General features: G+C 46.0%; 28 protein-coding genes and 4 pseudogenes. 7 read left to right on the top strand and 25 right to left on the bottom strand.

What is annotated here, in order from left to right; all coding sequences use genetic code 11:
• The first annotated feature begins 171 nt into the window (after positions 1 to 171).
• Together B9N86_RS14225 and B9N86_RS14220 are read left to right on the top strand one after the other, a co-directional pair.
• Positions 172 to 495 (top strand): transposase, encoded by a 324-nt coding sequence (locus B9N86_RS14225; RefSeq protein ID WP_208919853.1) that lies wholly within the window; start codon positions 172 to 174, stop codon positions 493 to 495.
• Positions 492 to 1,412: an IS3 family transposase gene (locus B9N86_RS14220; RefSeq protein ID WP_208920385.1), complete on the top strand. Its 921-nt coding sequence runs from the start codon at positions 492 to 494 to the stop codon at positions 1,410 to 1,412. The genes B9N86_RS14225 and B9N86_RS14220 overlap by 4 nt, the downstream gene beginning before the upstream one ends.
• Positions 1,413 to 1,924: 512 nt before the next feature.
• On the opposite strand, the gene helD is transcribed toward B9N86_RS14220, so the two are convergent.
• The 4 genes and pseudogenes from helD to B9N86_RS14200 form a co-directional block, all read right to left on the bottom strand.
• Entirely contained in the window at positions 1,925 to 4,342 is a 2,418-nt protein-coding gene (helD, locus tag B9N86_RS14215; protein WP_208919852.1) for an RNA polymerase recycling motor HelD, read from the bottom strand.
• A gap of 405 nt (positions 4,343 to 4,747) precedes the next feature.
• Positions 4,748 to 4,956 (bottom strand): annotated as a pseudogene (locus tag B9N86_RS14210) (transposase); the annotation flags it as partial.
• Positions 4,957 to 5,119: 163 nt separating this feature from the next.
• Complete coding sequence (locus B9N86_RS14205; protein WP_208919851.1) at positions 5,120 to 6,031, bottom strand: aminoglycoside phosphotransferase family protein; 912 nt, start codon at positions 6,029 to 6,031, stop codon at positions 5,120 to 5,122.
• Between the two features lie 180 nt (positions 6,032 to 6,211).
• Positions 6,212 to 6,364, bottom strand: a complete 153-nt coding sequence (locus B9N86_RS14200; protein WP_244563088.1) for an AraC family transcriptional regulator N-terminal domain-containing protein — start codon at positions 6,362 to 6,364, stop codon at positions 6,212 to 6,214.
• 116 nt (positions 6,365 to 6,480) lie between these two features.
• Between B9N86_RS14200 and B9N86_RS14195 the strand changes: the two genes are divergently transcribed.
• Complete coding sequence (locus tag B9N86_RS14195; RefSeq protein ID WP_210190678.1) at positions 6,481 to 6,750, top strand: PAZ domain-containing protein; 270 nt, start codon at positions 6,481 to 6,483, stop codon at positions 6,748 to 6,750.
• The gene (locus B9N86_RS14190; protein WP_208919849.1) at positions 6,719 to 7,570 is read left to right on the top strand and encodes an aldo/keto reductase; all 852 of its coding nucleotides are present in this window, start codon (positions 6,719 to 6,721) and stop codon (positions 7,568 to 7,570) included. Before B9N86_RS14195 ends, B9N86_RS14190 begins: the two co-directional genes overlap by 32 nt.
• Before the next feature lie 245 nt (positions 7,571 to 7,815).
• On the opposite strand, the pseudogene B9N86_RS14185 reads toward B9N86_RS14190, so the two are convergent.
• The 9 genes and pseudogenes from B9N86_RS14185 to B9N86_RS30310 all read right to left on the bottom strand — a co-directional run.
• Positions 7,816 to 8,115 (bottom strand): annotated as a pseudogene (locus B9N86_RS14185) (VOC family protein); the annotation flags it as partial.
• Between the two features lie 71 nt (positions 8,116 to 8,186).
• Positions 8,187 to 8,687, bottom strand: coding sequence for a DinB family protein (locus B9N86_RS14180; protein WP_208919847.1), 501 nt, complete (start codon positions 8,685 to 8,687; stop codon positions 8,187 to 8,189).
• A 7-nt stretch (positions 8,688 to 8,694) separates the two neighbouring features.
• Entirely contained in the window at positions 8,695 to 8,826 is a 132-nt protein-coding gene (locus B9N86_RS30645) for a hypothetical protein (protein ID WP_280174986.1), read from the bottom strand.
• 432 nt (positions 8,827 to 9,258) lie between these two features.
• Positions 9,259 to 9,474, bottom strand: a pseudogene (locus tag B9N86_RS30315) (DUF1801 domain-containing protein); the annotation flags it as partial.
• A complete protein-coding gene (locus tag B9N86_RS14175) occupies positions 9,471 to 9,686 on the bottom strand; it encodes a stalk domain-containing protein (protein WP_342193876.1) in 216 nt (71 codons plus the stop codon). The gene B9N86_RS14175 and the pseudogene B9N86_RS30315, both read right to left, overlap by 4 nt.
• 125 nt (positions 9,687 to 9,811) lie before the next feature.
• The gene (locus B9N86_RS14170) at positions 9,812 to 10,033 is read right to left on the bottom strand and encodes a helix-turn-helix domain-containing protein (protein ID WP_208919845.1); all 222 of its coding nucleotides are present in this window, start codon (positions 10,031 to 10,033) and stop codon (positions 9,812 to 9,814) included.
• A gap of 10 nt (positions 10,034 to 10,043) precedes the next feature.
• The gene (locus tag B9N86_RS14165) at positions 10,044 to 10,526 is read right to left on the bottom strand and encodes a DUF2975 domain-containing protein (protein ID WP_208919844.1); all 483 of its coding nucleotides are present in this window, start codon (positions 10,524 to 10,526) and stop codon (positions 10,044 to 10,046) included.
• A 361-nt stretch (positions 10,527 to 10,887) separates the two neighbouring features.
• Positions 10,888 to 11,385 carry a DUF1036 domain-containing protein gene (locus tag B9N86_RS14160; protein WP_208919843.1) on the bottom strand — a complete coding sequence of 166 codons (498 nt, stop codon included), beginning with the start codon at positions 11,383 to 11,385 and terminating at the stop codon, positions 10,888 to 10,890.
• A gap of 534 nt (positions 11,386 to 11,919) precedes the next feature.
• Entirely contained in the window at positions 11,920 to 12,024 is a 105-nt protein-coding gene (locus B9N86_RS30310; protein WP_015735743.1) for a DUF6254 family protein, read from the bottom strand.
• A gap of 263 nt (positions 12,025 to 12,287) precedes the next feature.
• On the opposite strand from B9N86_RS30310, the gene B9N86_RS14155 reads away from it, so the two are divergent.
• Complete coding sequence (locus tag B9N86_RS14155) at positions 12,288 to 12,458, top strand: hypothetical protein (protein WP_208919842.1); 171 nt, start codon at positions 12,288 to 12,290, stop codon at positions 12,456 to 12,458.
• A gap of 151 nt (positions 12,459 to 12,609) precedes the next feature.
• On the opposite strand, the gene B9N86_RS14150 is transcribed toward B9N86_RS14155, so the two are convergent.
• The 10 genes and pseudogenes from B9N86_RS14150 to B9N86_RS14105 form a co-directional block, all read right to left on the bottom strand.
• A complete protein-coding gene (locus tag B9N86_RS14150) occupies positions 12,610 to 13,317 on the bottom strand; it encodes a DNA alkylation repair protein (protein ID WP_208919841.1) in 708 nt (235 codons plus the stop codon).
• Between the two features lie 532 nt (positions 13,318 to 13,849).
• The gene (locus B9N86_RS14145; protein WP_208919840.1) at positions 13,850 to 14,893 is read right to left on the bottom strand and encodes a hypothetical protein; all 1,044 of its coding nucleotides are present in this window, start codon (positions 14,891 to 14,893) and stop codon (positions 13,850 to 13,852) included.
• Between the two features lie 154 nt (positions 14,894 to 15,047).
• The gene (locus B9N86_RS14140) at positions 15,048 to 15,851 is read right to left on the bottom strand and encodes an ABC transporter permease (RefSeq protein WP_208919839.1); all 804 of its coding nucleotides are present in this window, start codon (positions 15,849 to 15,851) and stop codon (positions 15,048 to 15,050) included.
• 12 nt (positions 15,852 to 15,863) lie between these two features.
• A complete protein-coding gene (locus tag B9N86_RS14135; RefSeq protein ID WP_208919838.1) occupies positions 15,864 to 16,673 on the bottom strand; it encodes an ABC transporter permease in 810 nt (269 codons plus the stop codon).
• Positions 16,670 to 17,653: an ABC transporter ATP-binding protein gene (locus B9N86_RS14130; protein ID WP_208919837.1), complete on the bottom strand. Its 984-nt coding sequence runs from the start codon at positions 17,651 to 17,653 to the stop codon at positions 16,670 to 16,672. The genes B9N86_RS14135 and B9N86_RS14130 overlap by 4 nt, the downstream gene beginning before the upstream one ends.
• Positions 17,654 to 17,713: 60 nt before the next feature.
• Positions 17,714 to 18,889 carry a radical SAM protein gene (locus tag B9N86_RS14125; RefSeq protein ID WP_208919836.1) on the bottom strand — a complete coding sequence of 392 codons (1,176 nt, stop codon included), beginning with the start codon at positions 18,887 to 18,889 and terminating at the stop codon, positions 17,714 to 17,716.
• A complete protein-coding gene (locus B9N86_RS14120) occupies positions 18,861 to 19,967 on the bottom strand; it encodes a glycosyltransferase family protein (protein ID WP_208919835.1) in 1,107 nt (368 codons plus the stop codon). The genes B9N86_RS14125 and B9N86_RS14120 overlap by 29 nt, the downstream gene beginning before the upstream one ends.
• A 22-nt stretch (positions 19,968 to 19,989) precedes the next feature.
• Entirely contained in the window at positions 19,990 to 21,504 is a 1,515-nt protein-coding gene (locus B9N86_RS14115; RefSeq protein ID WP_208919834.1) for an ATP-grasp domain-containing protein, read from the bottom strand.
• Complete coding sequence (locus B9N86_RS14110) at positions 21,491 to 21,766, bottom strand: acyl carrier protein (RefSeq protein ID WP_208919833.1); 276 nt, start codon at positions 21,764 to 21,766, stop codon at positions 21,491 to 21,493. The genes B9N86_RS14115 and B9N86_RS14110 overlap by 14 nt, the downstream gene beginning before the upstream one ends.
• 497 nt (positions 21,767 to 22,263) lie before the next feature.
• Positions 22,264 to 22,398, bottom strand: a pseudogene (locus B9N86_RS14105) (D-alanine--D-alanine ligase); the annotation flags it as partial.
• Between the two features lie 166 nt (positions 22,399 to 22,564).
• Here B9N86_RS14105 and B9N86_RS14100 point away from each other — a divergent pair.
• On the top strand, positions 22,565 to 22,906 hold the full coding sequence (locus tag B9N86_RS14100; RefSeq protein WP_208919832.1) for a nitrous oxide-stimulated promoter family protein: 342 nt from the start codon (positions 22,565 to 22,567) through the stop codon (positions 22,904 to 22,906).
• Between the two features lie 21 nt (positions 22,907 to 22,927).
• Here the strand turns inward: B9N86_RS14100 and B9N86_RS14095 are convergent, their stop codons facing one another.
• Complete coding sequence (locus tag B9N86_RS14095; RefSeq protein WP_244563087.1) at positions 22,928 to 23,560, bottom strand: alpha/beta hydrolase family protein; 633 nt, start codon at positions 23,558 to 23,560, stop codon at positions 22,928 to 22,930.
• Positions 23,561 to 23,933: 373 nt separating this feature from the next.
• Here B9N86_RS14095 and B9N86_RS14090 point away from each other — a divergent pair, with 373 nt between their 5' ends.
• Positions 23,934 to 24,512, top strand: coding sequence for a type 1 glutamine amidotransferase family protein (locus B9N86_RS14090; protein WP_208919830.1), 579 nt, complete (start codon positions 23,934 to 23,936; stop codon positions 24,510 to 24,512).
• A 95-nt stretch (positions 24,513 to 24,607) separates the two neighbouring features.
• Here the strand turns inward: B9N86_RS14090 and B9N86_RS14085 are convergent, their stop codons facing one another.
• A complete protein-coding gene (locus tag B9N86_RS14085; RefSeq protein ID WP_208919829.1) occupies positions 24,608 to 25,084 on the bottom strand; it encodes a GNAT family N-acetyltransferase in 477 nt (158 codons plus the stop codon).
• Positions 25,085 to 25,255 lie beyond the last annotated feature (171 nt).

The raw sequence follows: 25,255 nt of genomic DNA, 5'->3' as shown, positions 1-25,255 counted from the left end.
CCCACAATGAAATGCTTGCCTTTGCAATGTTCTTCAAGAGTGAACCATAGGTCTTTATCAAAATCATGAATTTGTTTCAATTGCTAACCACCTAAAACTTTATAGCCCCCTAATCCAATTGGACACTCCAAGGTACCTCAGATACACTAAAAAGAAATGAGGAGTCCGTCCATGAAAAGACGATTTCGATGCCCGGTTGAGGCGAAAAAAGAGTATGTCGTAGAGGTGCTGTCTGGTTACCGGACAGAGATCGTTGCGAGAAAATACGGCATGTCTCCCAAAACGTTAAGCGGCTGGGTTCGTCAATATGAGGATGAGGTGGGAGATCTTATGGTCAAAAAGCAGAAAGAAGCCCAAAAAATAGAGCAGGATGCGGCCAAATTCCAAGAGCTGCAGCAAAAATATGATGAGGCGATGAAACTGTTGGGGGAGAAGGAACTTGAAAACCACATCCTCAAAGATCTCGTAAAAAAAAAGTATCCCGACTACAAATAGCCTCCTATTGGATTGAGCAAGGCTATCCGATCCGTACCGTCCTACGGATCTGTGACGCGCCGCGATCCACGTACTATTACCGTTTGAAGCATCCTGAACGTCAGCAGCCGATCAGCAACGGACGACCGATCCCGGGCTATTCCTGTGACCAGAACGGAAAGGCCGTCTCTGATACCCGTATTCAAGGGTTTCTTCGTCGTCTGATCCAAGGCCCTCATGGAGCATCTGGTTACCGGAAACTGACGATTTTGCTGCGCCGAAAGTACAAGCTAGTGATTAACAAAAAGAAGGTATACCGTCTCTGCAAGTCCTTGGGGATTCTCCTTCCACAACGAGAAAGAACGAACCCTGTTCCCAAAAGAGTAGCGAATAACCGGGTGGTAAATGGCGCCAACCAGTTGTGGCAGATGGATATTAAGTATGGCTACGTGGCGGGAAAACGCCGGCATTTCTACCTGGCCAGCATTATTGACGTGTTTGACCGCCGAATTGTAGCGTACCATCGCGGGAAAACCTGCCACACCCAAGATATCTTACGTACACTCCAGAAAGCGCTCCTTACGCGTAAAGTGTACGGAGATGAGCAGAAGTTGGTTATTCGTACTGACAATGGCCCCCAGTTCGTCAGCAAGGCGTTCCATGCTTTCTGTGAACAGGCAGGCCTTGAACATGAACGTACTCCGAACCGGACACCGAACAAGAATGCCTTCATTGAGTCCTACCACAGTATTGTGGAACGCGAGTGCTACCAACGACACTGTTTTGAGGATTATGAGGAAGCCTTTTCGGAAGTAGATCGGTTCATTCGCTATTACAACAACGAGCGCATTCATGGAAGCCTTCATGACTGGCCGCCTAAGGAGTATTTGCGTTTGGTGAACGAAGGAACGATTACTCCTGCAAAAATTGCGTTATGATGCGATATCCCGAGAATGAGGTGGCTAGTGTCCAAGATTAGGGGGTTAAACCGAAAACGTCACTTATTTTATATTATATATTACATGCCTTTTTTCCGTTATCCTGCCCGTTAGCGTAATAGATGCCTATACCGAATTGCATTAGATAAATTTCTAATCGGATAAGTGTACAAGTTCTTGTCATTGAGTTAGGACAAGAACTTGGGTACTTATAACAAAAAAAGCCGCAGTTTATGCGGCTTTCATAGTCTATAAGTTCTTGTCGTCGGACAACGGTTCTGTGTGACACAATCCCTACATCTAAACTCTTATGTTTAAAAATCACTTCTCGATTTTTTTGTAATTTTAATGAGACGTTACCGAAACCAACTTCCCACACTTTGTTGAGTGTATTACGGGATCGCCATGAGCGGCGGCTTACAACCGGCCTTGATGACAGCCTAAAGGATGGCGCCGAAGATTTGCTGAATCATGAGCAGCAGCTAATCGCGGCCGACGTCACCCCCGATCCGTCAATATGGCGCTTTCTCATACAAATTCGCAGGCAATGCCTGCACGAACGGCGACCAATCGCCCGTCGTATAAAGATGAAGCCGGTGCATGGCCCGCGTACACGCCGTATAAAGAAGCTTGCGTTCGTTTTCCCGGCTGTAAGCTTGAGGTGAAGCCTCATAAATCAAAACTGCATCGAACTCAATACCCTTGGCAAGGTATACGGGAATAACCATCGCTCCTTTCTCAAAGGTGACCGTCTCCTTCGTAATGAGCTGCAATGCTTCGCTTCCTTGCATCCGTAATGATTCAAAGGCTGTACGGCTTTCGGCCGCAGTCTTCGTAATGACGGCGATGGAAGCGTAGCCCTCAGCCCTGAGCGAGGCGATGTCTTCCAGTATTTGCGCATCACGCTTCTTCACGCCGTTCGATCTGATCAGAAGGGGCTTGTGGCCTCTTCTGTCAAATGGTACGATCTCGTCCCCGCCGGGAAGCATCGATTTCGTAAATTTTACAATCTCTCTGGTTGAACGATAGCTGCGCACGAGGCGGATGAGGCTTGTATTGGTTTCGCCAAAAAGCCGGATCAGCGGAGAATCGGATGCTTCTAGGTTGGTAGCCTGCATGAAGATCGCTTGCCCGAAATCACCGAGCACCGTCATCCGGGCACGTGGAAACAATTTTTTTAAATATTCATATTGAAACGCCGAGTAATCTTGGCCTTCGTCGACGAAGACATGCCGTATCTCCTTGTTCGTTCGGACGCCTTCGACCAGTTCTTTTACAAACAAATAAGGAGTCGCATCCTCGTGGAACAATTCGTTCCGGCTCAGCATATCCTTGGTTTGTCTGCAGATTTCAGACCAATGCGGGGGAATGACGATTTCATTTGTTTTCTCCCGATATGAGGTTTCGTCACCGAATAATTGCCCATATATACCTTTGATATCGACAAACGAAAATTTCCTCACGCTTTTCCTTAGCGGTTTAAAGCTTTTTTTCACGATTGATCGAAGGATCAGTTCCTCCTCCCGCTGGGCGAAGTCAACGTCGCCTTCGTCTCCCCGGCGCTTGTTATTCATTCGATCGCGGGCCACAGCGTATTGCTCCGAAAGGTCGATTAGTTCCTTCTCTTTGTGCAGCATGTCGAAAACATCAGCGTACTGTTCGTTATCAAGATAATTTAACTCCTCCTGCACCCAGAACGCTTTCCGTTCCTCGCGTTCGAGAGAAGCCAGTTCATGGAGCAGCCATTCCTGCAAGAGAGCGACACGACTGAACAACGGCAGGGAACTGTCGAAATCATACATTTTCGCCCTCATTCGCTCCGCAGTAATCAAAACGCGATCTCGAAACCATATGTCTTTAAACAGCATACCTTCCCGCCCTAACCACTTCCCGTAGTTCTGCAGGGCTTTTAGAAAAGCTTCGGAGGTTTTGTACGCGATCCCTTGAAGGCGAGCCTCATATCCCGACTCCCCCTGTGCTGTCAGTGTGTATTCGATCTGATCGAAGGGATCCTCTGGCCGCAATGAGGAACCGAGCCAATAATCGAGATATTCCTGAAACGTCGTCTGCTGCATATTTTCTTCACCGAGTTCTGGAAGGACGGTGGAGATATAACTACCAAACATCGAATTGGGCGAGAAAAGCACAATCTGATCGGCCTTGATAGTCTGTCGGTGTTTGTAAAGCAGATACGCCACACGCTGCAAGGCCGCGGAAGTTTTCCCGCTGCCAGCCGCCCCCTGAACAATAAGCATCCGGCTGTTTTCGTCACGAATGATGGCGTTCTGCTCCTTCTGGATGGTTGCCACGATACTCTTCATTTGCGAGTCCGCGTCCTTGCTGAGCACTTGCTGTAGCAATTCGTCTCCAATCGTTTCGCTCGCGTCGAACATGGTGCGGATGTGTCCGTTCTGAATCTGAAACTGCCGTTTGAGCGTCATCATCCCTTCGATTCGACCTACCGGCGTGTCATAAGAGGCCGGGCCCGGAGGATAGTCGTAGTATAGGCTTGCGATGGGGGAACGCCAGTCATAGATCAGAAAATTCAGTCCGTCATTGTCAACGAAGGAAGATACCCCAATATAGACCTGCTCGGTTGCGTTCAAGCCATCCTCCTGAAAGTCAACGCGCCCAAAATAAGGTGATGGGAGCAACCGTTTCATGCCGTTCCATTGATGCACCAACCGGTTGTGGCCGCGCTCTCGTTCGGCCAACATCGCGGACTGCTGCTGAACTGAGTAAAAGGTCTCTTCGAAATCTTCGTTCGTGCTCGTGTTGATCGTCACTTCTTCCCAAAACCGCTTTCGGATGTCCGCCGCCTGATCGTGCAGCCCGGTAACCTCCGGCGCAAGCTCCGCGATTCTTGTCTGCAGTTTGTTCCTGACCTGTTCAAGCCGTTCCTTTTCCTGCTGCCAATCCTTCTCTTCCATATCTCCCTAAACACACTCCTTTTTCTATTTTCTGAGATAAAAAAGGGTATTGACAAATCAAAGTTCCAAATGTAGAATTAAAGTAGGGATAAAAGTGAATACACATTTTAAATTGATTTGTCAATAACGCTATCGATTATATCATAGCGTTATTTCGTGTTCAATTTTTTTTTTGCCGCTACCCTCCGGCAGAGCTGAACACTGACCCGGATTGTGGACAGTTTAAACAAACCACCGCGGAGTTAAGCTGCTAGGAGATGACCCTTGAATTCATCGAAACCACAGAAGTACTTACGTTTTCTAACGTAAATTAATGCAGTTTATGAAAAAGACGAGACTTCCCTCGCATATCTGGGAGTAGGTGCCGTCTTTTTCACTAGGTAAGATCCTGTTGGTTAAGAGCTTTTATTCATTTAGTTTCAGGATTCGCTTTAGATTTACTGCGAATATGGCCATTACGCCTTGCAGCTCCATGCCTGTTAGACCCGAGGATGTGGCGACATCGTACCCGTGCCTGTGTTTGAGTTCGCTGTCTTCGCTTCAATTTTGTAGCGTTCCTTCGACTTCTCCTTGAAGTACTCGCTTTCCTGGAATGCCTTATGTTCGGTATGCTCATCGTTACTTCAATGAGAAAGGGAGCAGCTGCCCGTAGCGGTCTGCTTCCTGGTTGTTTGAACTATCGTGTCCTGTTAGATCAGCGAAACCTGTCAAAAAAGCCCCCTAATGTTAGCAATCGCAATCGATTCGATGACTCAGGCCCCTTTTATTGGATAGAACTCAATCTAGGCATTTGTCGAAGCGCTCCGTGATTTGGATTCCTCTGTGCCAATCCTTTCCTCCATCTTCAATCGTCCAGCAGGCCTCAAGCACGCCTCGCGCTACGCCCCACATCGCGATTCGGCGAGGGTCCAGACCGAGGCGATCGGCCATAATCGCAATCCGGCCCCGCAGCACCTGCTCGCAGTCACCGCCTCGATCCTCGTAATTAAGCAGATACTGGATCGTATCAAAATGGATGTCGCCGATGATGCCTTTGGGGTCAATGACAGCCCATTGCTCTTCGCCTTGGCGAAGGATGTTGTCATGATGAAGATCGCCATGCAGTAGGAGATTTTCACTCGTGGTCGTGATGAGATACGCCAGACATTCTTCGGCATGTTTCACCCAGCTCTCAGGCAGTGGCGCGGCAATGTTCACGTCGTCGAATCGCTCGCGGTATCGCTCAATTGTCGCGAAGTGCTGCTTCATGGACGGGTACAGACTGCCGGATGGTGCGGGAAGGTGAAGGCGGCGAAATACTTCGCAAAAGATCTCCGTCGCACACGCATCATCCTCAATTGTCGACAACGGCGTGCCAGGGTCAGCACCCTCCAGCAGGGCCACGCCCCACTCCTCGTCTGCATCAAGCACATGAATCGCCCCCCGGCCCTCATAGGCGCGAAGCACACTAACTTCCCTAGAAAGCTCGTCCTTCATGAAGGATGACTTAAGGACGGCTGGCTTCCCGTCCCTACGCTTTGCGCGGAGCACGAAGTTATAAGATAAATTGGAAAATGGAGCTTCCGGGCTAAAGTCAAAGCGGCTTGCACAGTCAGTGATCAGCCCAGGCAGCGCCTTCGACCATACGACGCCTTGCTCACCGTGGAGTTCGTGCATTCTTTCAAAAAATGTATCAGGGATCACTATCATGCCGTAATGGCTCCTTTATCGATCATGGTTGTAATTCAATTCGATATACCCCCATTATTTACCTTCTACTCATTCGAGCTATCCTGCCCGTTAGTTATGTAACGGCAGTCTTTAGAACCACCGCTACTCAATGTGTAACATATTATCTAAAAGAACCGACTTCAGTGACTTGGACGGAAACTAGCAAGTGAACGAATACACCAAGGTAATCGGCAGGACTGTACCTAAAGCGCTCCTGTGCCCCAGCCATACCTCCTTCGCTCCTTGAACCACCATAAATAAAGAAATCTTGTAAACTCCGTGGCTTGGTCCGGTCGCATTCGATTCACGCATGAAAAATAAATTCTTTAAAGTTCGATTATAGTCCATATTAGTCAGTTAGATAAGTGATAGTGAGAGGATTAGGCAAACATTTGGCACGAATGTTATAACAGTTGCTTTGTCATCTGGTGCATAATAAGGATGTGAAAGTTAGCGATGGTATCGGATGGTGTCGCCGTAGGTGGATCGTCTATATTGTAGATCTGCTGGATTGGAGCAGCTGCGGTCTCGACGGCGGTCGTCGTGGCGTCGTTTCCTTCGGGCTTACCCGTACTTCTCGAAACGCGCGGCAACGGAGTAAGAATGTTAAGGATGTAAAGGATAAGATTATATCGATTTACAATAATAAAACATGGAGGATTTTTGATGCGAAAAGTAATTTTGAACAATGGTGTTGAGATGCCTATACTCGGTTTTGGTGTTTTTCAGATTTCAGATCAAAATGAATGTGAACAAAGCGTTTATGACGCTATTATGGCAGGTTATCGGCTGATTGATACAGCTGCCTCTTATCTAAATGAAGAAGCAGTTGGAAGAGCGATCAAACGGAGTGGCGTGGCAAGAGAGGAATTATTTATCACTACGAAACTTTGGGTTCAGGATGCTGGTTATGAGCGCACAAAGAAAGCATTTGAAAAATCACTGGAAAGATTGCAATTGGATTTTTTGGATTTGTATTTAATTCATCAGCCATTTGGCGATGTGTATGGCTCTTGGCGCGCTATGGAGGAATTGTATCGTGAAAGAAAGGTCCGTGCAATCGGCGTTAGTAACTTCCAGCCGGATCGCCTGATCGACTTGATTATTCATAATGAAGTAGTTCCTGCCGTAAACCAGGTTGAAACGCACCCTTTCAACCAGCAAATCGAAAGTGCGAAATTAATGAAAGAGAACAGTGTTCAGATCCAATCCTGGGCGCCTTTTGCTGAAGGGAAACATAACTTGTTCCAGAATGAGGTATTGGTATCCATAGCTGAAAAGTATAATAAATCCGTTGCTCAGGTGGTTTTACGTTGGTTGACACAAAGAGAAGTCGTTGTGATTCCAAAGTCCGTTCGTAAAGAAAGAATTATCGAAAACTTCAATATCTTTGATTTTGAATTAAGTCAAGAGGATATGGAGTCGATTACTACGTTAGATACGAAACAGAGCCTGTTCTTTTCTCATAACGATCCTGAAATGGTGAAATGGATCGGAACCCGTAAACTTGATATCTAGCAATCACTTTTTCGAAAGACCACCGGCAGGTTCTGTTTACGCAAAAGAATCGGGAAATAATTCGTTAATTTAACTATTAGATAAATAAGGAGCAGATGAACTTAGGCAATCTGCTCCTATTTCTCTTGCAGAATCCAGGAAATTATTAAGCAAATCTGCCCGTTAGTTTAACGAAAAAGCAGCCGATCGCGTTGGCCGGCTACCTTCTTGATTCTATTAAGCTATCGTTTCCCTTTAGCTTAATACTATCTGTTCTTACTTTCTGATAGACTCCAAACTTCGATGAAATTGCCGTCCAGGTCATAGAACGAAAATGACTTTCCTTGATATTCAAAGAATTTCCCTACTTCGACACCGTTATTTTTCAGTTCTTGATAAATCGCTTCTGCATCAGAAACGATGAATCCCTTCACCGGAAACGGTCCATCTGATAAATTTATGTGTGAATTGACTTTCGGCTCATGTTTGCTCAAGCAAATTCTTACGCCAGATTCGGTGAGTAGTTCTACAAAAATGGGATCTTCCGTGACAACCTTAAAACCAAAATGCTTGCTATATCATTCAGCTTCAGCAGCTACTTAAAGGTCGCTCACGGGAATTCCCAAAAATGTACTTTTTAACTCCACTGAAGTTGCCCCTTCCTCATCTTTGCAATGTACATGATTTGTCCCGTGTGACTGGGCAAATGTCTAAATTGATGCAGAAGCATTTCTAGAATGGTGGCTTGATTGTCTAAGGCACCGCTGAATGTTGGAAAATTTAAATAAGGTTGCTCCAGTAACTTTTCAGGGTTTGCTTTCATGATTTCAAGAACCTGTATGATTCGGTCGTATGATTTCTTTGAAAGTTCCAATGCTTGCTCCTTGGACATTTGCAGCCCACGTTTGAATTCGTTACTCCTATCTTCGATATATGGAGCACCAAAGTATGCGGTTTCAAACCATTGATGAACAGCCCCCGAAATGTGTGCTATCAAATTAGCGATGCTGTTACTCTCGGGGGTAGGTGACCATACGATATCCTCTTCAGATAATTGTTCAATTACCATACGAGTCCATTTCTGGTCTGCTTTGTATTTCCTTAATAGAAGGTCAATCATTATTGTTGAACTATCCAAAAGTCCTTCACACTCCCATATTTTTACTCCAACTATACCAAACGTTTGTTTGCCAGTAAAGGTCGACACGGTTCTCTAATACAACAATAGCAAATAGTTCGTAACTGTAGAGTTGTTTTAAAGTAATAATATCTTTCACTATCTTTACCTCCTTGTCTCACTTTACTTCAACAGCATGGTCACTTCTAGAGTATCGAAATTTCATATTGAGGTATTCGCGAAGTCATCACGCTGTCCTGCCCGTTGGCTTAATAAAAAGAAGGAGCAGCTGCCGTAGCAAACTGCTCCTTATCATGTTCTTGTCACTCATTGGGAATGGGGTCAAGTTCTTGTCATTTATTGAAGACAAGAACTTGACCCCAAAAATAAGAAAACCCGCTATTTAAGCGGATTTTGATGTGACAATGATCTTGTCTTCCGACAAAAACCGCACCCTTGAAAAAGGGGCGCACCCCTTACTTTGACATTCGCCATGTCAAGGCATCCCCAACAAGAGTGGTGGGGCATGAAAAAACGAACCCAAAAGGCCTTAAAACGCAAATATGAGCCTCTAAGATCTATCCTATTTTTACTATTTCCGCCAAAAAATTGAACAGTCTGCCTTATCCAAAATATTGAACTCGATCATTTTCTCAAGTAATGAGAAATCAACCGGACTATCCCACAGGATACGTACCAACTCCTTGCTGTGATCATAGCCAGCCTGCACAATTTCATCAGAAAAATGATTAATCCCTGCCCTTTCAGGGGCAACAGCCAAATGTTGTTTGGCTACGCTAAAGCCTAAATCGAGTCGTTGATTATAACCGGAGCGATGCCAAGCGAGATCGGCGTCCTGTCATTATATAAGTAGTAATCGGTGTCTTTCTGCACCGTTGTCCATGCCGCGCCTTTTCTAACTTCTGCCGAACGGGTCTCTTGATCCCATTTCACCGTGGTGTTACAGGATTTTTTTAGCGACGTATCTGCAACTTTCCGTTGAGCTTGAGCAAGGGGCAGATGTCTTATTTATCAACCAGAGGCAGGAGTAAAGACGCTATGAAAAAAGCCGACCGCAGGGTCGGTTCTTTTTATCTCAAAATTGTTCAGTAGCATGTCCCGCTCAATACGGTCGATTGTTCATTTCATCCTTGAGTGAATTCGTCAATTTTGTATTCTAAAATATCTCCAGGTTGGCATTCTAATGCTTTGCAAATTGCCTCTAAAGTTGAAAGCCTAATTGCTTTTGCCTTTCCATTTTTCAATATAGAAAGGTTAGCCATTGTTATTCCAACCCTCTCCGAAAGTTCGGTTACGCTCATTTTCTTTTTAGCCAGCATCACATCAATATTGATTATAATTGCCATGTTATTCACCTCAGATTATTAAGTCATTTTCCGATTTTATATCAATCGCCTCTTTTAAAAGCTTTTGAAGAACTGCGGCAAAAACTGCAATCACCATTGAAGCAAAGATTATGACTAATCCGATTACTATCATACCTGGGGCGTCGTCTTTCTCGGCTATTAGATATAAGAGTGGCACGCCTACCACATACACGATACTGATTGTGATTGCACAGTATTTTATATTCTTTAAAGCTCTTACAGATAGTTCCGAGAAAGCTTTATTCTTGTCAATATAGTTTAAAAGTATAAAAGCTTGATACAGAGCAAAGTAAAAAGGTATCGCCGCTGCATACAAATCGATTATAACGAGATATTTTATATAACCAATATCAGGATACAATTCTGATGCAAAGTTCGCTATCGCAGGCACAAAAAATATACACAAAGCAAGAACTGGGATTCCAATAATAATAACAGCTATCTTTAAAAAGAGTGTTGATCCTCGTTTCATAAAAAGCACCTCTCTTATTTATTGTCAATTTGAATTTATCACATGATTTATTGTTTTGCAATAAAATATTATTGAGTTTTATTATATTATTATTGTTATAGAATTATACTTTTCATTTTAAAAAAAGATGAAAAAGCATTCCTCATTACAAAGAAATGCTCTATAACTTTAAACAATTCAATTTATAACTTATCGAACTATCCTACCCGTTAGCTTAATGACGGCCGAGCCATTGTCCTCCGCCATACGTACTGGTGTCCCGCCAGAATGTAGGCATTTTTGTGTCAATATCCTACTATATAGGCATATTTGTGCATAAAAAAAGCCGCCTAAAATGCGGCTTTCAAAGTCTTATAAAATTCTACTTTCTTTTCCCATATAATGGTTTTCTGTCCTTGCCCAATTTACTTAATTTTCCAGGTGACTTTTTAATGCTGAACTTACCTAATTTAAATTTTGGTGTTCTTTTTTTCGACACTCTAGTATTTCTTGAGTTAGATGCACCTTGGGTACTATCTACAAGGTTTAATGTGTGGTTTTCGAAATTGCCAACATCGACCTTATCGAACCCTACTCTTCTACAGCCCGCGCCCTGGCAACTTTCTATCCAGCACATTGTGAAAGCCGTGCTAGGAACATAACTGTAAAAATTACCACTCCACTCATTACCGAAACTGTCATGTCCATAGACATAGAACGATCGATTTGCGGCTGATCCAGTCACAATAAGCGATCGCCTTCCAGGAGTTATACGGTACCAGCCGCTCTTAGCATAGGTGATAGGGCTACAATCAGAATCATAGTACCCGACAGCAACATATATCGGGTTAGGCGTACTATTTCGTACATAAAAACCCATTGTTATCACTCCATTCTTATAATAGATATCGATAATACATTATTAATCTATGTAAATTTTTCAAAAAGGTACTAGACATATAGACGATAAAAAAGTCCAAAAATAAAAGAATTCAATATGGATATAGTGGGTAGTTAAGCAATTATAACTAATCTGCCCGTTAGTTGAGAAAAGGCAGTTGAGCAGGAAACCGGCTGACGGCTGCCTAATAAAAGCAAGAGAAAGCCCGCCTGAAAATTCGGCGGGCAACTTCGCTATCTTCCAATCGTCGGTGAATTATCCTGTACAATTCAATTAGACTTAATTTGGTAGCAAACAAAGCACTGTCTGGAATTTTTTAAAAATATAGTTGGCTGTATATTTCTTGTTATCCTTCTATCTACACACTTCCAGATAGTTTGCCTTTTCTTGAACGCCTCACACCATGAAAGAACAATATCGCCCTTTCCGGTAACGGAAAGATTATTACAAAAAAGAAGACTGCCGGTAAATTTCACCGACAGTCCTTCTCTTCCAAGTAGTATACTCCTCATCCTATTCGCTGGACAATTCCTTGAGCGATTTGATTTTACCATGGGGATGCTGTTCTTGCTTTCGTGACTTCCAGGCAGCTTCTTTCCTTCTCTTCTGGTGAGCCATTACAGATATCCTCCTTTGGAAATTGAGATGTATACCACTTCCTTATATTGTCATTCTTCGGCTCTGTTCATTCATGAAATTATTTCGTTGGTTTTTTGGTAAAGCTAAGGGTAATCACTGTCCCTCTTTTACAGTTCCAAAGACGCTGAAGGTGCCGTTCGCTCCCCCTGCTTTGGACTCTTGAACCTGATATATCGCAGCTCACAGCGGGATGTACAGACACCATGCCACTGCCACTCCGCTATTCTTATACCTTCAGTTTAATGACTAAACATCACACATCAGCCCTCGGAGCTTTGCTTGAGGGCGATGCTGCTTACTCGGTATTATCCTTCAAAATCATGGGCTCCTCCCGAAGCGCGCTAGTTGCTGGCGTTGGCCAACTGGGATTGACTTCCGACCCAGTCCCCCGCTACGTACAAGTGGACTTTTGAGGCAGATCCACAGCGGCGTATTAGGATTTGAAAAATAACCCCGAATATGTACTCCCTGTTCGGCCAGGTGATTGCGGCGAACATCTTCAGAAACGGGAACAATTACGGTAAGTGCAGATAACCCCACCACTTCGCGAGGTGAGGCTATTGTTTAGCACCTTACATATTTTCGTTTGAAACCACGTTGCCCTTTATCTACTGCCTTTTGAATATTTTCGGAAGCGAGTAGGAACTTGCTTTTAGTCTTGTCCCGTTTGACTTCTACTGGCCCTACTGTCTTTGCGATCTCGACCGCCTTATCATGGAGCGGCAAGTATGATACCCCCACTGTGTAAATAAAATTATTCATAGCGTATTTAGTTCGTTCGGGAGAATCGTGAATCGTATTTTCCACAATTTCAAGCATATTAGCAATTTTGCTTTCGGAAAATTCACCGTCCGGTCGATTACCCAAAAGCCAGCAGTAACAACTCCAGCCCGCTGACATTCTCAGCTCTTCGCCACTTGCAATCCATTTATCGGCAACTTCTTGTGCGATATCTGTTTCTGCCAAGGTTACTGCAACCACATAATCGGAGAGCATATAAAAATAAGCCGCATCCATCCAACGCTCAAAATCCGTTTCAGTCATTGCTTTTGGCTCTGCAATTATGCCGGCAAAGTACATTGCGTCGTAGTTCCCTGTGTTGTAAAGTTGCTCAGCCAAAGGTTGATTTTTTTTAATTTTCTTGAAGATGGGTTTCATAGCACCTGTAGCCACGCCAAAAAGCGGTTCATGCGCGCCATTGGATATATAAATTTTCTTGGTTCGTTCCTTGCCAAGAGCTTCAAGCTCTTGCATAACCATTTCTAAATTCATTGTTTAACACTTCCTTCTTTTTTGGAGGTTTTGCCCTTAAGATTTAAGCCATCAAACACTAGCCAAATATCCCCACAGCCGATGGTTTCTGTTGAAGTTTACATCAATTATACATCAATGCTGTTGACATCGCTTGCTTGCTGCCAGAAGGAACGAACGTTACTTACTAAAATGCGGAAATTTTCAGGCTTTTCGAATTTCCTTGTCTAGACGCTCATATACTTCAATCAATTTTATAGATCGAACTCTCATTTCCAGAATCCCCCTGGTGACTAAACACCTTACTGCTGAATGAATGTTCGTGTTTGGTTAAAGTCGCCCAGTTCCAGCTTATTATTGAAGTTCAAAGGATGACTACTCATAGCTATAAGGTTTCCTAAACCCCCAGTCGAACTGGGGGGGCCTGTACGAAAAAACTCCGTCCCAGATGGGACGAAGTTTTTATGACTACTAACTTAGAACCCCGGGTAGAAAACCCGGCCTTCCAATATGTATCGCATCCAGTTCCGTAGGTTCTCACAGGGGGCTTTTTTCAGCCTTCGAGCAGTGTAATCAATTTTTGCAGGAGAACAGGCTCTTCATTTCGGAATTGGTCGAACTGGAGCCTCAGCCGTTCAAACACTTCCTTATCTTCGCGAATTTCATGACGAATGTACTGATCCCTCAGCTTCAACGCCCTTTTGGTTATATCCTTGTAGCCATTCACAAGCGCTTCGTCGTAAGGGATTATCCCCTCATCTACCAAGTATTCGATCCGCTCACTCATCATTTTTTTGTGCTCCCAGAGCACATGAAGGTGCCTCACATCGTTGCGGTCACCCAGCCGGGAATCGTTGCTCTCTACGGCATCATAGTACATTCGCAAATAGTCGTAAACCTTAATTCCGAAAGCTTCCTCGTTGTCAGGATTGTAATTGATCCGGTTTAGATGGGTCTCTCCGTTTAGGTAATCGCGCAACTGGTCGATCGCGGCCGTTTTATCGAAAGGATAAGGAGAATGCGGTTCATATTTGTAAAAATACGTATGGTGATCGGCCGTAAGCTTCTCCTTCAGGAGATGTCTCATGGACTGGACCGCATCCTGGAATTCCCGGAACGAGATCGGCAGATTGCGGTATACTCCCGTATGGTCGAACATGGAGGCATAGAAGACACTTTCGTTCCAGTCGAAACCGTATAGAAAAAGATGATGAGGGAACGGCTCTTTCTGATAGGAGGCTGCCGGCGATAGTCTGGCTTCGTCCAAAAACACGACGCAATAATAGCCGCTGCGGATCTGATCCGCGAAAAATTTGGGCCAGGCGTCCAGTGCCAAACTCTCCAGAATCGTATAATTGACGGAGCAGGTGAGAAGATACGGGTTGTTAAAATTAAGTTCGTTGGGCTTACCCCGAAAAAAATCGACATAGTACTGCCTGCCGTCCTCCAGAAATTTTTTTTTGCAGGACAACTGAATAAAATTGCTGTAATACCAAGGGATCGTTTCTTCATGGGCGCTGGTTATCGAAAGCGTGTATGCCCACCGCAAAAATCCTTTAAGTGGCGGATTCAATACCGGTAGCTGAACTGCGTTCATCTATTCTCCCCCTTCTGACGAGTGATCCGGAAGCGTGACCGGCAGTGTTTCCTGCGATCTAGCCCGGCGCCCCCTACTCTTTCTCCGCAAGCGGGCTCGGCGTGTAGGACACCCAACAACCGGCTGTCTTACTATGATGGAAAAGCCGGCCGTATCAACTGCTCGCGCTGCTGTATCCTTTCACGGCCTGTTTCCAGAGTAGCCGTACGGCTACGAAGAGCAGAAGCGAACCGGCCAGTGCCAGTCCCGCATAGAGCCAGCTGAGCTGTCCAAGCAGGAACATCGGTCCGAAATTGGTAATAAGGAACAAGGGAATGACGAAGGTCCCGATCCGGCGGACCCAGGCAGGGTAAATAGCCATAGGAAAATTGTTGGCGTCCCAGACCGAATGGGCGATCTCCGACACGGAGCCAGTCTGAACGAACCAGAATGAAAGCAGCGCCGGGATAATCATCAGGCAGTATGTGATGACAACGGAGACAAACAGCAGCAGCATAAACCCCGCGAGTTGCAGAAACGTCAGCGGAATATCCATGGCATGCCAGCCGATACCGATCATGACGAACCCGACCAGAATATCGGGGATCGGCAGCGCCAGATCGACGTAACGCAAGGAAGTCATGAACTGGAGGGAAACCGGCTTCGTCAGCATTAAATCAAGCGAACCGTCTTTGATATACTCGGGAATTTTCGTGAAATTTGTAAAAAACAGGCCGACATAAATTCCGGTCACCACTGTGTGCATGCCTATAAATAGAAGCAGCCCTTCAGGCGGTATGCCGTCTACGTGAAGGTCAGTGCGGAACACGACGAGCACATATAACAGCTTGGCAAGCAGGTAGACGGATTCGACCAGCAGGCTCATCATGAAATTGCCCCGGAATTCCATCTGGGCGATGAGGCAGTTTTTAATGAACATGCCGTACAGGAGCGCGTATTTTCTCATGATTTTAAACATATGGAATGTCCGCTACCCCCCAACCGCCGAATATTTCTTCAAGGAAACGCGCCACGTCAGGCGGGATAGCCAGAAGAACAGCAGAATCCATCCGCACTGGATGAGCAACCCCTGGTACATAGCCGCCGCTTCCGTTTTGCCGCTGAGGACATTGACCGGGAAATAAATGGTATACGGGAACGGCGTATATTGGAGCGCCTTCACAACCGACTCCCCGAAAATCTCCAACGGAAACATGCCTCCGCTCAAAATATTGACGAGCAGACTTGTAATGACGAAAAAATACGAGATTTCATGCAGATAAAAAGCGCTGGCGCAGATGCAGTAGGCGATCAGGAAATTGAGCAAAAGTGCCCCCCACAGCGTGACGGCGAACAAGATCAGCCGAACGGCCTGAAGCTCAAGCACGCCCCCGGCAGATGCGAACCAGATAATCCCGACGAGCAGCAAGGCCGTAATGCCGTAATAGATCGCCTTCTGGCCGAAAAAGGACACCAGCCGGTAACCGAAATAGCTCACAGGTTTGATCAAATACTTGTTAAGGCCGCCGTTTTTGATATCGTCGGCAATCTGGTGCTCGAACTGGGTAGCGATCAACTTGGACACCAATCCCGCCAAGATCGTATACAATATAATTTGACCGTACGAATACGAGAACAGCGCCGTTTGACCGGAATGCTGGTACACCGCCGTCCAGATGAAATACTGGACAAGAATCGGAAAAGCGGCCCCGAGAAGACCGAGAAAGAAGTGAAACCGGTATTCCATCGAATGCTGGACGCCCATTGAAAAAACAGCCGTGTACAATCTGCGTCTGTTCATCCGACGGATTCCTTGCGGTAGAGCATCGAAATGCTTTCCTCGATCGGCACGTCCTCTATCGTCCAGTCAACGATCGGAAACGAATCGAGCACGGCGCGCGACACTTCCTTCAAGCGGTGCTTAGGCAGCTCCAGAACAGCATTGTAGCCGTCTCCGGTGACGATTTTCCCAAATTTGGCCAACCGCTGCTCGGCAACGGGTTCGGAGAACTGCAATCTTATAATTTTGTGCTCGCCAAAAAGATCGTTGATTTTGTGAAGATCCCCGTCATACAGAAGACTTCCTTCATTAATGATGATCGTCCGCTTGCACAGGTCTTCCACATCCTTCATGTAGTGGCTCGTAAGCAGGATCGTCGCGCCGAACTGCTCATTGTAATACTTCAGAAACTCCCTGACCTTCTTCTGGGAGGGGAAATCGAGGCCGATCGTCGGCTCATCGAGATAAAGCAGCCGGGGCCGGTGGATAAGAGCAGCGATCAGCTCCATTTTCATTCGTTCGCCCAGGGACAGCCGACGCACCTGCACGTCCAAAAGCTCCTGTACATCGAGCATTTCCGATAGTTCGGCAAGACTCCGGCGGTAGAGATCATCGTCCACGTCATAAATACATTTGTTCAAATAAATCGACTCGCTGGCGGGAAGATCCCACCAAAGCTGGTTTTTCTGGCCCATCACAATGGAGAAAAGCCGTTTGAACTCGTTCTTTCGCTCCCACGGCACATAGCCGAGCACATCGGCTTCACCGCTGGTGGGATACAGAATGCCCGACAGCATTTTGAGCGTTGTGGTTTTCCCCGCCCCGTTGGGACCGAGAAATCCGACGCACTCGCCGGGGCCGATGTCGAAGGAAACGGATTTAACCGCTTCCTTCACCAGCGACTTGCGGGCAAATAAATTTTTCAGTGAATTTTTAAGCCCGGCTTCTTTCCGGTAATACACGAATGATTTGTGCAGTTCCTGCACACGGATGAAGTCCATTCCTGCCCCTCCTGAACAATTTCCTGTTTTGCCTGATTGGGCGGCATAAAGTCTAAACGCTTAAATTCCATTGTTATAAAGAAGCACGCATTTGGAGCAAATCGGCATCAGACCGCAGGCCAGAACCTCGCGCTGTTTCCGGAGATCGTCACCGTGGAAAATATCCGCCACGCTTTCTTCGTACAAATTGCCGACACTGAATTCCGGGAAAAATTTGCACGGATTCACTTTGCCGTCTGGCATGACGTCCATGCGGTTCGAGATCGAAAAGCACTTCGTCCGGTTCATGGCCGGCTTCTCGCTGCCCCGGATAAACCCTTCCACCTCTTCGGGCTCCAGTGCGGGCTGATAGCGGATGCGTACATTCCACACCCGAGAGTTGACTCGTTTAAGCTCTTCGATCAGTGTATCGAAATTGTCCGGCGAGATGTGGAACGTAAAGGAGTGCCAGCTGTTCTTGTGGTCGTCCGCAAAGCGGGAGGTAAGGTGCGGGAAATGGGCATCGAAGTAGCTGTCCATTTTTTCCGCCGTATCGGAAGGGATGTACCAAGGGAAGCAGAAGTAAACGGAATCAACGCCCATTTCTTCGAAAAATTCCATAAAGCTGTAAAGCTGGCCGACCATCTGGTCGTTTACGGTCAGAGCTACGGACACTTTGCCTTTGTACAGGCCCTGCTTTTGCAGATCCAGCAGCAACTGTATGGCATGAATCACTTTCTTGAAGGTGCCTTTGCCCCGGATCGCGTCGTTCTCTTTCTCGAAGCCTTCCAGGCTGACCAGCATGACCAGATTTTCCGACATCTTCAGAATAGAATCCAGCTTCTTTTCGATGAGAATCGCGTTCGTACAAATGGTTGTGTACCGGTCTTCTTTGGCCAGCAGCTCCGCCAGTTCATCGAACTTGGAGTAGAACAGCGGCTCCCCGCCCCACAGGAATACGCGCGATTTGCGTTCTCTTGTTTCGGCTAGCAGCTTCTCCACGACGGGAATCTCAATTTCGTCGTTCTTCACTTCTTTGGCAAAGCCGTGATGAAAGCCTTCTGGATTCCATTCGAAGCAGTGCTTGCAGCGCAGATTGCAGCCGTTATTGAGTTTGATCCCGATCTCATAAGGCACGGGGGCCGCATAAGTCGGATCTTCCCGGAGCTTCCTTCCCGTTTCCGCCAGCGGAACTAGGGTTCTTTTCATATTACGGAATGTCAGTTGGTCAAACGTAACTGCTGTTTTCGGCTGCATAAGTAATCCTCCCAAAATGGTTGATTTTTGATCGCTGCTCCAGCAAACGTCTGTAAATCCCCTCCAGATGATTTTCCGAAAAATCCCGGGCTTTCCATTCCGCAAACCGGATACCGAAACCGCAGGATTCCCAATAGGTTAAATTATGAAGCTCGTGGTCGCCGAACGGTTCCAACATGACAAAAGGAATTCCGTACGACAGCGAGTCGTTCAGAGTCGCTCCCCCCGGCTTGCTGATAACCGCTGCGCAATTGCGCATCAGGTCCGTGTAAGCGGAGTAATCCCCGAGCGGGTACTCCTGGAGAACGCCGTCTTCACGGACATAACGGACCATAGGCGGAAACGTGTGCCGCCCCTGCGCGTCCCGGCTCCACGGATCCCAGGAGGGCTCCGTTCCGAAGTAGCGCGTAACCCCGTCGTCCTCCTCCACCTCGGAGGGATCGTAGACGATCACATCAAGGCTGTGGCCGAGCTTACGAAGCTCTGTGATCGTCCCGGCATAAGTCCCGATCCCCCAGCCGCCGCCATGGATCAGAATGCGTCCGGAACGCTGCGCGTAGGGCAGCGGCTCCGCTTCGTCCGAAGCGATGTAGCCGTCCGGGGACAGCTCCGAAGGGTTGTAGAACCAGACGTTGTCGTAGCCGGGGTACAACTGCTTGTGTACCTTGAACGACGGCGTATCCCACGCATCCAACCGGATCAGCCGGATGTCCAGGGGGCTGCCGGAGGCCGCCTTATAGCGCTCCAGGATCGGCAGCCAGAAGCCGGTAAACACTGCAAAGCGGGAGACACCGGCCTGTTTCCAGCCTTCCAGCAGCCTCTGGACCGATTCCTCGTCCAGGGAAGAGTCAACAGGCTTGGCCAGCTTATGCCCCATACGGGCAACGGAGAAATCCGCATGGAATGCTTTTTTGGTGGACCGGATCTTGTGCCGGACTTCTTCGTGATACAAGTTCTCCAGAACGTGAACGTCTGTTCCGACACCTCTGCCTTGCAGGTACGTGTGCAGATGCATAGCTGGAATGTATGCGCCGAGCGAATTACCCGACGCTAGCAAGGTAACCGAAGATGAATTCATGCGCAGCCCCCGAGTTCCAGATTTAGTTGTACACTTTAACGGACAAGTCGGCGAGCACCTGCCGCAGGCTTTCGACCAGTTCGCTGCGGTGTCCGTCGTCACGGCCCACCACCGATACATACAGCCGTCCCTTCGGCATGCCTCGTTTGTTCTGCGTTCCCTCAGCGATACGGCGACGGGTCAGAATCTCGTTCACCATTACGGTATTAGATGAGAGAGGAACGATCCCGTACCCCCCGGGGGATGTTAACAGAAGACCGGATACGCGCAAAGCGTGCAGCAGTTTCCCGATTGCGAAGCCTTCCGGAAGACCGAGGGACAAGAATGTAAGCCAGCTGGTAAGGCCGTACGTTTCCCAGCATTTATCGAGATAAGCATTAATGAGGCCCATGGACTTGCGGGCGTTAATCTCCACAATGGATACGACTTCCCCGTCCTCCAGCATCATGGAGTCGAAGCAGACGAAGCCGTGATAGCCGTCCTCCGACAAAAGCCGGAGCGCTTTCTCCATCACGCTGAAATAGCTGGCGTTCTCCAGCTGGCGGATAAAAGCTTCATCCGCTTTGATAGACCCGCCGTAATTTTGCTGGTGATTAATCATCCGCTGAAGCGAGATGAACTCCATCTCTCCGTTCTCCCCGATTAACCAGTGAGAACTGAAGTCGATCTCTTTCAGCAGCAGGGGCTCTAGTAGGAATTGAGAGCGCAATCCGATTCCCTCCTGTTTATACAGGTGCTCCGCTATCCTTCGCTGCATGGCTTCGCTGTCTATGAGCAGGTTGCCCTTGCCCGAAACACCGAAGGGATCTTTCAACAGATACGGCCCCCGCTTCAGAAGCGCATTTCCGGCCACCTCCATTTCCGCTGCGCTGTTCGCCTCCGTGCCGTAGCACTTTTCACCGATTCTAGCCAGGAGCCGGTTGGAGTACATCTTGGAGTTAACACGCACAACCGTCTCAAGGTCCGGCAAAGGACCAAACGGTCCGGCGGCATGTAGGTAAGCTTCCGTATCTGCCGTAACGGCGTACGGAGACAGATTTTTTGCGGCGCAGGTGAACATCGCTTCATCCGGTGATTGTGTTTGCCGTAAATCTCTGGCGGCATTCATGGGAGAGATAGATTCCGGCAAGACCGCACCCTCAGGATAACCGGAACCGGCCGCCTGCAGCATCCTGTTTGCCGGTATATGACATTGGGCTTGATCGGCCGCAAGCCTGAACATGCACCGCTTAAAAACGTCCGGTTCGGGTAGGGGCTCCCTTTCATCGTTCAAATCATAGTGATATCGGGTCCGAAAAGAAAAGCCCAAACCGTTCAGATACTCGTACAGCGCTGGATCGATTTTGCAGCGGCTGTAGAGGATATCGTCCGGCCCACAAAATGGAAAAAGCAGCTCGTCCATACACAGGACAATCGATTCTCGGTCCTTATCGGGCATAGCGGGTAGCCGCGCGAGATCCGGATCCCTCCAACGCGTTTCGGGATCGAAGGTACCCATAACGATTTTCGGAATCACGCCGGCTTCATTGCTTGACATCTTCGTACAATGGCTGCTCCTGTGGATGGCAGCTTTTTAGAAAAGTGATAAATGCGTCGATCGACTGGAGATGTTCGTAATCGAATTGGTCATAGTCAATGACCACGTTCAACTGATCCTCGACTTTGAGCATAAACTGGATCATTTGTAGAGAATCGAGGCCTATATCGTTGTTCAGATCCGTTTCGGGGGACAGGGATTGGCGGAGTTCCGGTTGGTCTTCTTTGATAGAGCACAAAATGTCTACGATTTTATCGTACATGACTACACTCCTTTAAAGGGTTAATATGCGAGGTACAACCGAATCCTTACGTTTACAAATTCCATTCATATAAAACTGGTTTTCTGTCCTCCCTCCCTCTTCCATAGTTACAATTATTATCTTCTTATTGCTAAAAACTGTCAATGATAAATACAGTATGATGCACTTAAAACAACTTCTGCCGAAAAGCCTATCGGTTGATGAAACGGTGCTGATGCTGTAACATTAGACAATTATCTAATCGGCTATGAATATAAGTTCTTGTCCATTTCGGCTAACGATGTAAGTTCTTGTCCTTAGCTCGGGACAAGAACTTACATCGTTAAAACAAAAAAAGCCGCGGTTTCAGCGACTTCTTATGCGTGTATGTTTTTGTCCTCCGACAGATCCCAGCTTCAAGTCCCTGAATTAAGTAATTGACTGATCCCAAAATAAATCAGGCATTCCTGGACTGATTAGTGGTAAGATTCACCCGCGTCTTGGCTTTATTCTTTGATTTATTTATTTCTTTCCTTAAGTGAGTATTCAATTACAAAATCCAACAGTTGACTGAATGAAATCCCCGCAGCTTTGGCACTTTTGGGCAGGAGGCTATTTTTCGTCAAGCCAGGCAATGTGTTCACTTCCATTACAGCATTTCTTGAACGGGAAAGCCCACTTCTTTAGGTGTGGGATGAAAGTGAGGTCGGATACTAAAAATGCCTTAGATATGTATAAGACATAACAGTATTCTTGAATAATTTGGTGATATAGTTGATGTACAGTGCATTTTTAAACAATGAAGGGGAGCTTTCAAACATGACAAAAGAAGTAAAACGGCAGTTGAATGATGGTCCTAAAATTCGAAAAGAAAAAGAAATTGTTTCAAAAATGATTCGTATCTATTGTAAGAAAAAACATCATCAAAAAGTGTTTTGCGAGGAATGCCAGGATTTAAATGATTATGCTATTAAAAGACTATCTCTCTGCAAATTCGGTGAAAAGAAAACCGCTTGTGCTAATTGCCCTATCCATTGTTACAAACAGGATTATCGTCAAAAAATTAAGGATGTTATGCGTTTCTCAGGTCCATGGATGCTGCTATATCACCCAATTGAGTCCATTAAGCACATCCCAATACCAGCTAAACTAAGAAAATAACTATTTAAATATTATGAAATTTTAGTCACCCGGGTACAGTTCATGGATTTTGGAGACCAAGTCTTCTGAATTAGTACGAAACACTTGGTTCGAATCCGTCCAGACCGATTTCAGAAAATACGAGGCATGAAAGCGCCATCCCAGATGATCCGGATTAAATTCCATTTGAATTTCGCGCCCCGGCTTTCCTCGATACACCTTAGAACCTAGTTTGCTCCAGCTGCCAATTTGGGTAATCCTGTCCGGATTCTGACCAGTGATATATGTAAATCTGTCATTGTATGGAATATCCTTCAAATAAAACTTTGGACATCCCACAGCAAATACCTGAGCTCGTTGAAAGCCGTACTTCTCCTCCAAATAAAGTCCTGCGCGATAGGCGATAACGCCTCCGGCGCTGTGCCCGATAAGGATTAGGTGATCCGCATCTACTGCATGCTCGCGGATGATTTGCGATGCGATAGTAACCCGCCGGGACTGGTTACGGGCCAGGTCATACCCGACTTGAGTAAGTTGCCGGGCCAGCAAACCGATTAAAGAGGAACCCGTCGTGCCGTTTGCCACCCCATAGGGAAAAATCATCACTATTTTGACATTTTGATATTTTTGGGCAATCTCACTGGCAGCGGCTTCAAAATTATTCCGATACGTCAATACCCCTGCAAAAAAGAAAACGACCGTGCGGCATTTTATTGTACATGTGCTATTGGAGGATAAAAAGATCTTTATCATGACTCACAGCCCCACTCCTTGTTCTGCTTCCTTGCTCTTGTAGAATATGAGGAAAGACATACGCCTTAATATATCTCTCTAAATTAGTTCCCATTTCTATCTTCGATCATTTATGCAAAAAACCTCTTAATACGTTACGATCAGTATTTCTCCTTTCAAACCAACAGCACTACGCCATACCGTGAAGAATAAATTTTAAAAAATGATTTCCTTCTATAAAGATGACATATAGCTGTCATATTTTAACCTGTAAAATTATATCTAGAATCAATAAACAAGGAAGGAAGCTAAAAACATGAAAAAAGAAATACTTGTGTTTATTTCGGAAAACTATGCTGATTGGGAAAGTACTTACGTATGTTCTGAGTTGAATAAACCAAAAACAGGATTCATCATTAAAACATTGGCAGTTAATAAAAATCCAATAAAATCAATGGGTGGTTTCACGGTTGTTCCAGACTACTCCATTACTGAAATTCCAATACATTTTCATATGCTGATCTTAGTGGGTGGAACTTCATGGCTGAAAAGTGAGAATGATGATGTAAAGCAAGTTGTTGATTTATGCATTAAAAAAGGTATTCCAATTGCGGCAATATGTGATGCGTGTACTTTTTTAGCGGATAAAGGATATTTAGATGATAAGGAGCATACAGGCAATTCGCTAGCCTATTTAGAGGAGTATGCACTAAGCTATAAAGGCTCAGAGCACTTTATCCAAAAGCAAGTTGTTTCAAAAGATGGATTAATTACTGCTAACGGAACATCAGCGGTTGAATTTGCTAGAGAAATTCTTAAATATTTGCAGGTAATGCAAGAAAACGAATTAGAAGAATGGTATCAAATGTTTAAAGTGGGCTTTTATAAAGAATAAAAATATGTTTTATAGTGATTGATTAATGCAAAAGGCTGCCGATTGATTGTTACATACGGCAGCCTTGTGGATGTTACGTTATAATTGACAGCAAATCAGAGTTGCATTACGGTTATCAGCTCGTCTCCTAGGACTTCGCCGTTGTCACGGAAGCCGAAGCTTTCATAGAGCCTTTTGGCAGGTACGTTATCATCCTTATAACATATCCAGCAGTATTGTGCAGGGCCTGCCGGGAAGGTGCGGATAAACTCCAAGATTTTTTTCATCGCTTCCCGGCCATAACCTCTGTTCTGGTATTGCTTGTCAATCATCAGTCGTAGGATGCAATAACTATCGTCTGCGATAGTTGGGAGTTCGTACCCGGTGATTCTATAAGTAATCATAACAAAACCGATTGGTTGTTCATCAGCGTAAATGGCAAACGGAAATGGATGTCCACCATTGGTTGCAAGGACATAACACGAAGCTACGCTTGACAGATTGGACGCAACGAAGCGGCGTTGATCTTCTGAAACTTCCAGATTAAAAATGTCACGTCGGTTTTCCAGCGTGATTTTTCTGAGTGTAATCATGCAGGACTACTCCCTTCATCATATCTTTAATTAAATTACTGGTTACGTAGTTGACTTTAGTTGCGCCGCGGTCGCATATATAACATACAATTTATTCAAAAAAAGTAATAGACTTATGTTTACTTTTTTTATAACTGTTATGTATCCATGGCTTTTTTAGGGATCATCCTT

The sequence above is a fragment of the Paenibacillus uliginis N3/975 genome, assembly GCF_900177425.1.
GTDB classification, from domain to species: domain Bacteria; phylum Bacillota; class Bacilli; order Paenibacillales; family Paenibacillaceae; genus Paenibacillus_AQ; species Paenibacillus_AQ uliginis.
Note: the sequence above shows the minus strand (reverse complement) of the source record. Positions and strands in the feature narration are given on the sequence as shown.

Bases quoted from the DNA above. Each gene is read 5' to 3' on its own strand.
- B9N86_RS14225 (WP_208919853.1), top strand. From the start codon at position 172: ATGAAAAGACGATTTCGATGCCCGGTTGAGGCGAAAAAAGAGTATGTC.
- helD (WP_208919852.1), bottom strand. From the start codon at position 4,342: ATGGAAGAGAAGGATTGGCAGCAGGAAAAGGAACGGCTTGAACAGGTC.
- B9N86_RS14205 (WP_208919851.1), bottom strand. From the start codon at position 6,031: ATGATAGTGATCCCTGATACATTTTTTGAAAGAATGCACGAACTCCAC.
- B9N86_RS14200 (WP_244563088.1), bottom strand. From the start codon at position 6,364: ATGCGTGAATCGAATGCGACCGGACCAAGCCACGGAGTTTACAAGATT.
- B9N86_RS14190 (WP_208919849.1), top strand. From the start codon at position 6,719: ATGCGAAAAGTAATTTTGAACAATGGTGTTGAGATGCCTATACTCGGT.
- B9N86_RS14170 (WP_208919845.1), bottom strand. From the start codon at position 10,033: ATGGCAATTATAATCAATATTGATGTGATGCTGGCTAAAAAGAAAATG.
- B9N86_RS14165 (WP_208919844.1), bottom strand. From the start codon at position 10,526: ATGAAACGAGGATCAACACTCTTTTTAAAGATAGCTGTTATTATTATT.
- B9N86_RS14160 (WP_208919843.1), bottom strand. From the start codon at position 11,385: ATGGGTTTTTATGTACGAAATAGTACGCCTAACCCGATATATGTTGCT.
- B9N86_RS30310 (WP_015735743.1), bottom strand. From the start codon at position 12,024: ATGGCTCACCAGAAGAGAAGGAAAGAAGCTGCCTGGAAGTCACGAAAG.
- B9N86_RS14155 (WP_208919842.1), top strand. From the start codon at position 12,288: ATGACTAAACATCACACATCAGCCCTCGGAGCTTTGCTTGAGGGCGAT.
- B9N86_RS14150 (WP_208919841.1), bottom strand. From the start codon at position 13,317: ATGAATTTAGAAATGGTTATGCAAGAGCTTGAAGCTCTTGGCAAGGAA.
- B9N86_RS14145 (WP_208919840.1), bottom strand. From the start codon at position 14,893: ATGAACGCAGTTCAGCTACCGGTATTGAATCCGCCACTTAAAGGATTT.
- B9N86_RS14140 (WP_208919839.1), bottom strand. From the start codon at position 15,851: ATGTTTAAAATCATGAGAAAATACGCGCTCCTGTACGGCATGTTCATT.
- B9N86_RS14135 (WP_208919838.1), bottom strand. From the start codon at position 16,673: ATGAACAGACGCAGATTGTACACGGCTGTTTTTTCAATGGGCGTCCAG.
- B9N86_RS14130 (WP_208919837.1), bottom strand. From the start codon at position 17,653: ATGGACTTCATCCGTGTGCAGGAACTGCACAAATCATTCGTGTATTAC.
- B9N86_RS14125 (WP_208919836.1), bottom strand. From the start codon at position 18,889: ATGCAGCCGAAAACAGCAGTTACGTTTGACCAACTGACATTCCGTAAT.
- B9N86_RS14120 (WP_208919835.1), bottom strand. From the start codon at position 19,967: ATGAATTCATCTTCGGTTACCTTGCTAGCGTCGGGTAATTCGCTCGGC.
- B9N86_RS14115 (WP_208919834.1), bottom strand. From the start codon at position 21,504: ATGTCAAGCAATGAAGCCGGCGTGATTCCGAAAATCGTTATGGGTACC.
- B9N86_RS14110 (WP_208919833.1), bottom strand. From the start codon at position 21,766: ATGTACGATAAAATCGTAGACATTTTGTGCTCTATCAAAGAAGACCAA.
- B9N86_RS14100 (WP_208919832.1), top strand. From the start codon at position 22,565: ATGACAAAAGAAGTAAAACGGCAGTTGAATGATGGTCCTAAAATTCGA.
- B9N86_RS14090 (WP_208919830.1), top strand. From the start codon at position 23,934: ATGAAAAAAGAAATACTTGTGTTTATTTCGGAAAACTATGCTGATTGG.
- B9N86_RS14085 (WP_208919829.1), bottom strand. From the start codon at position 25,084: ATGATTACACTCAGAAAAATCACGCTGGAAAACCGACGTGACATTTTT.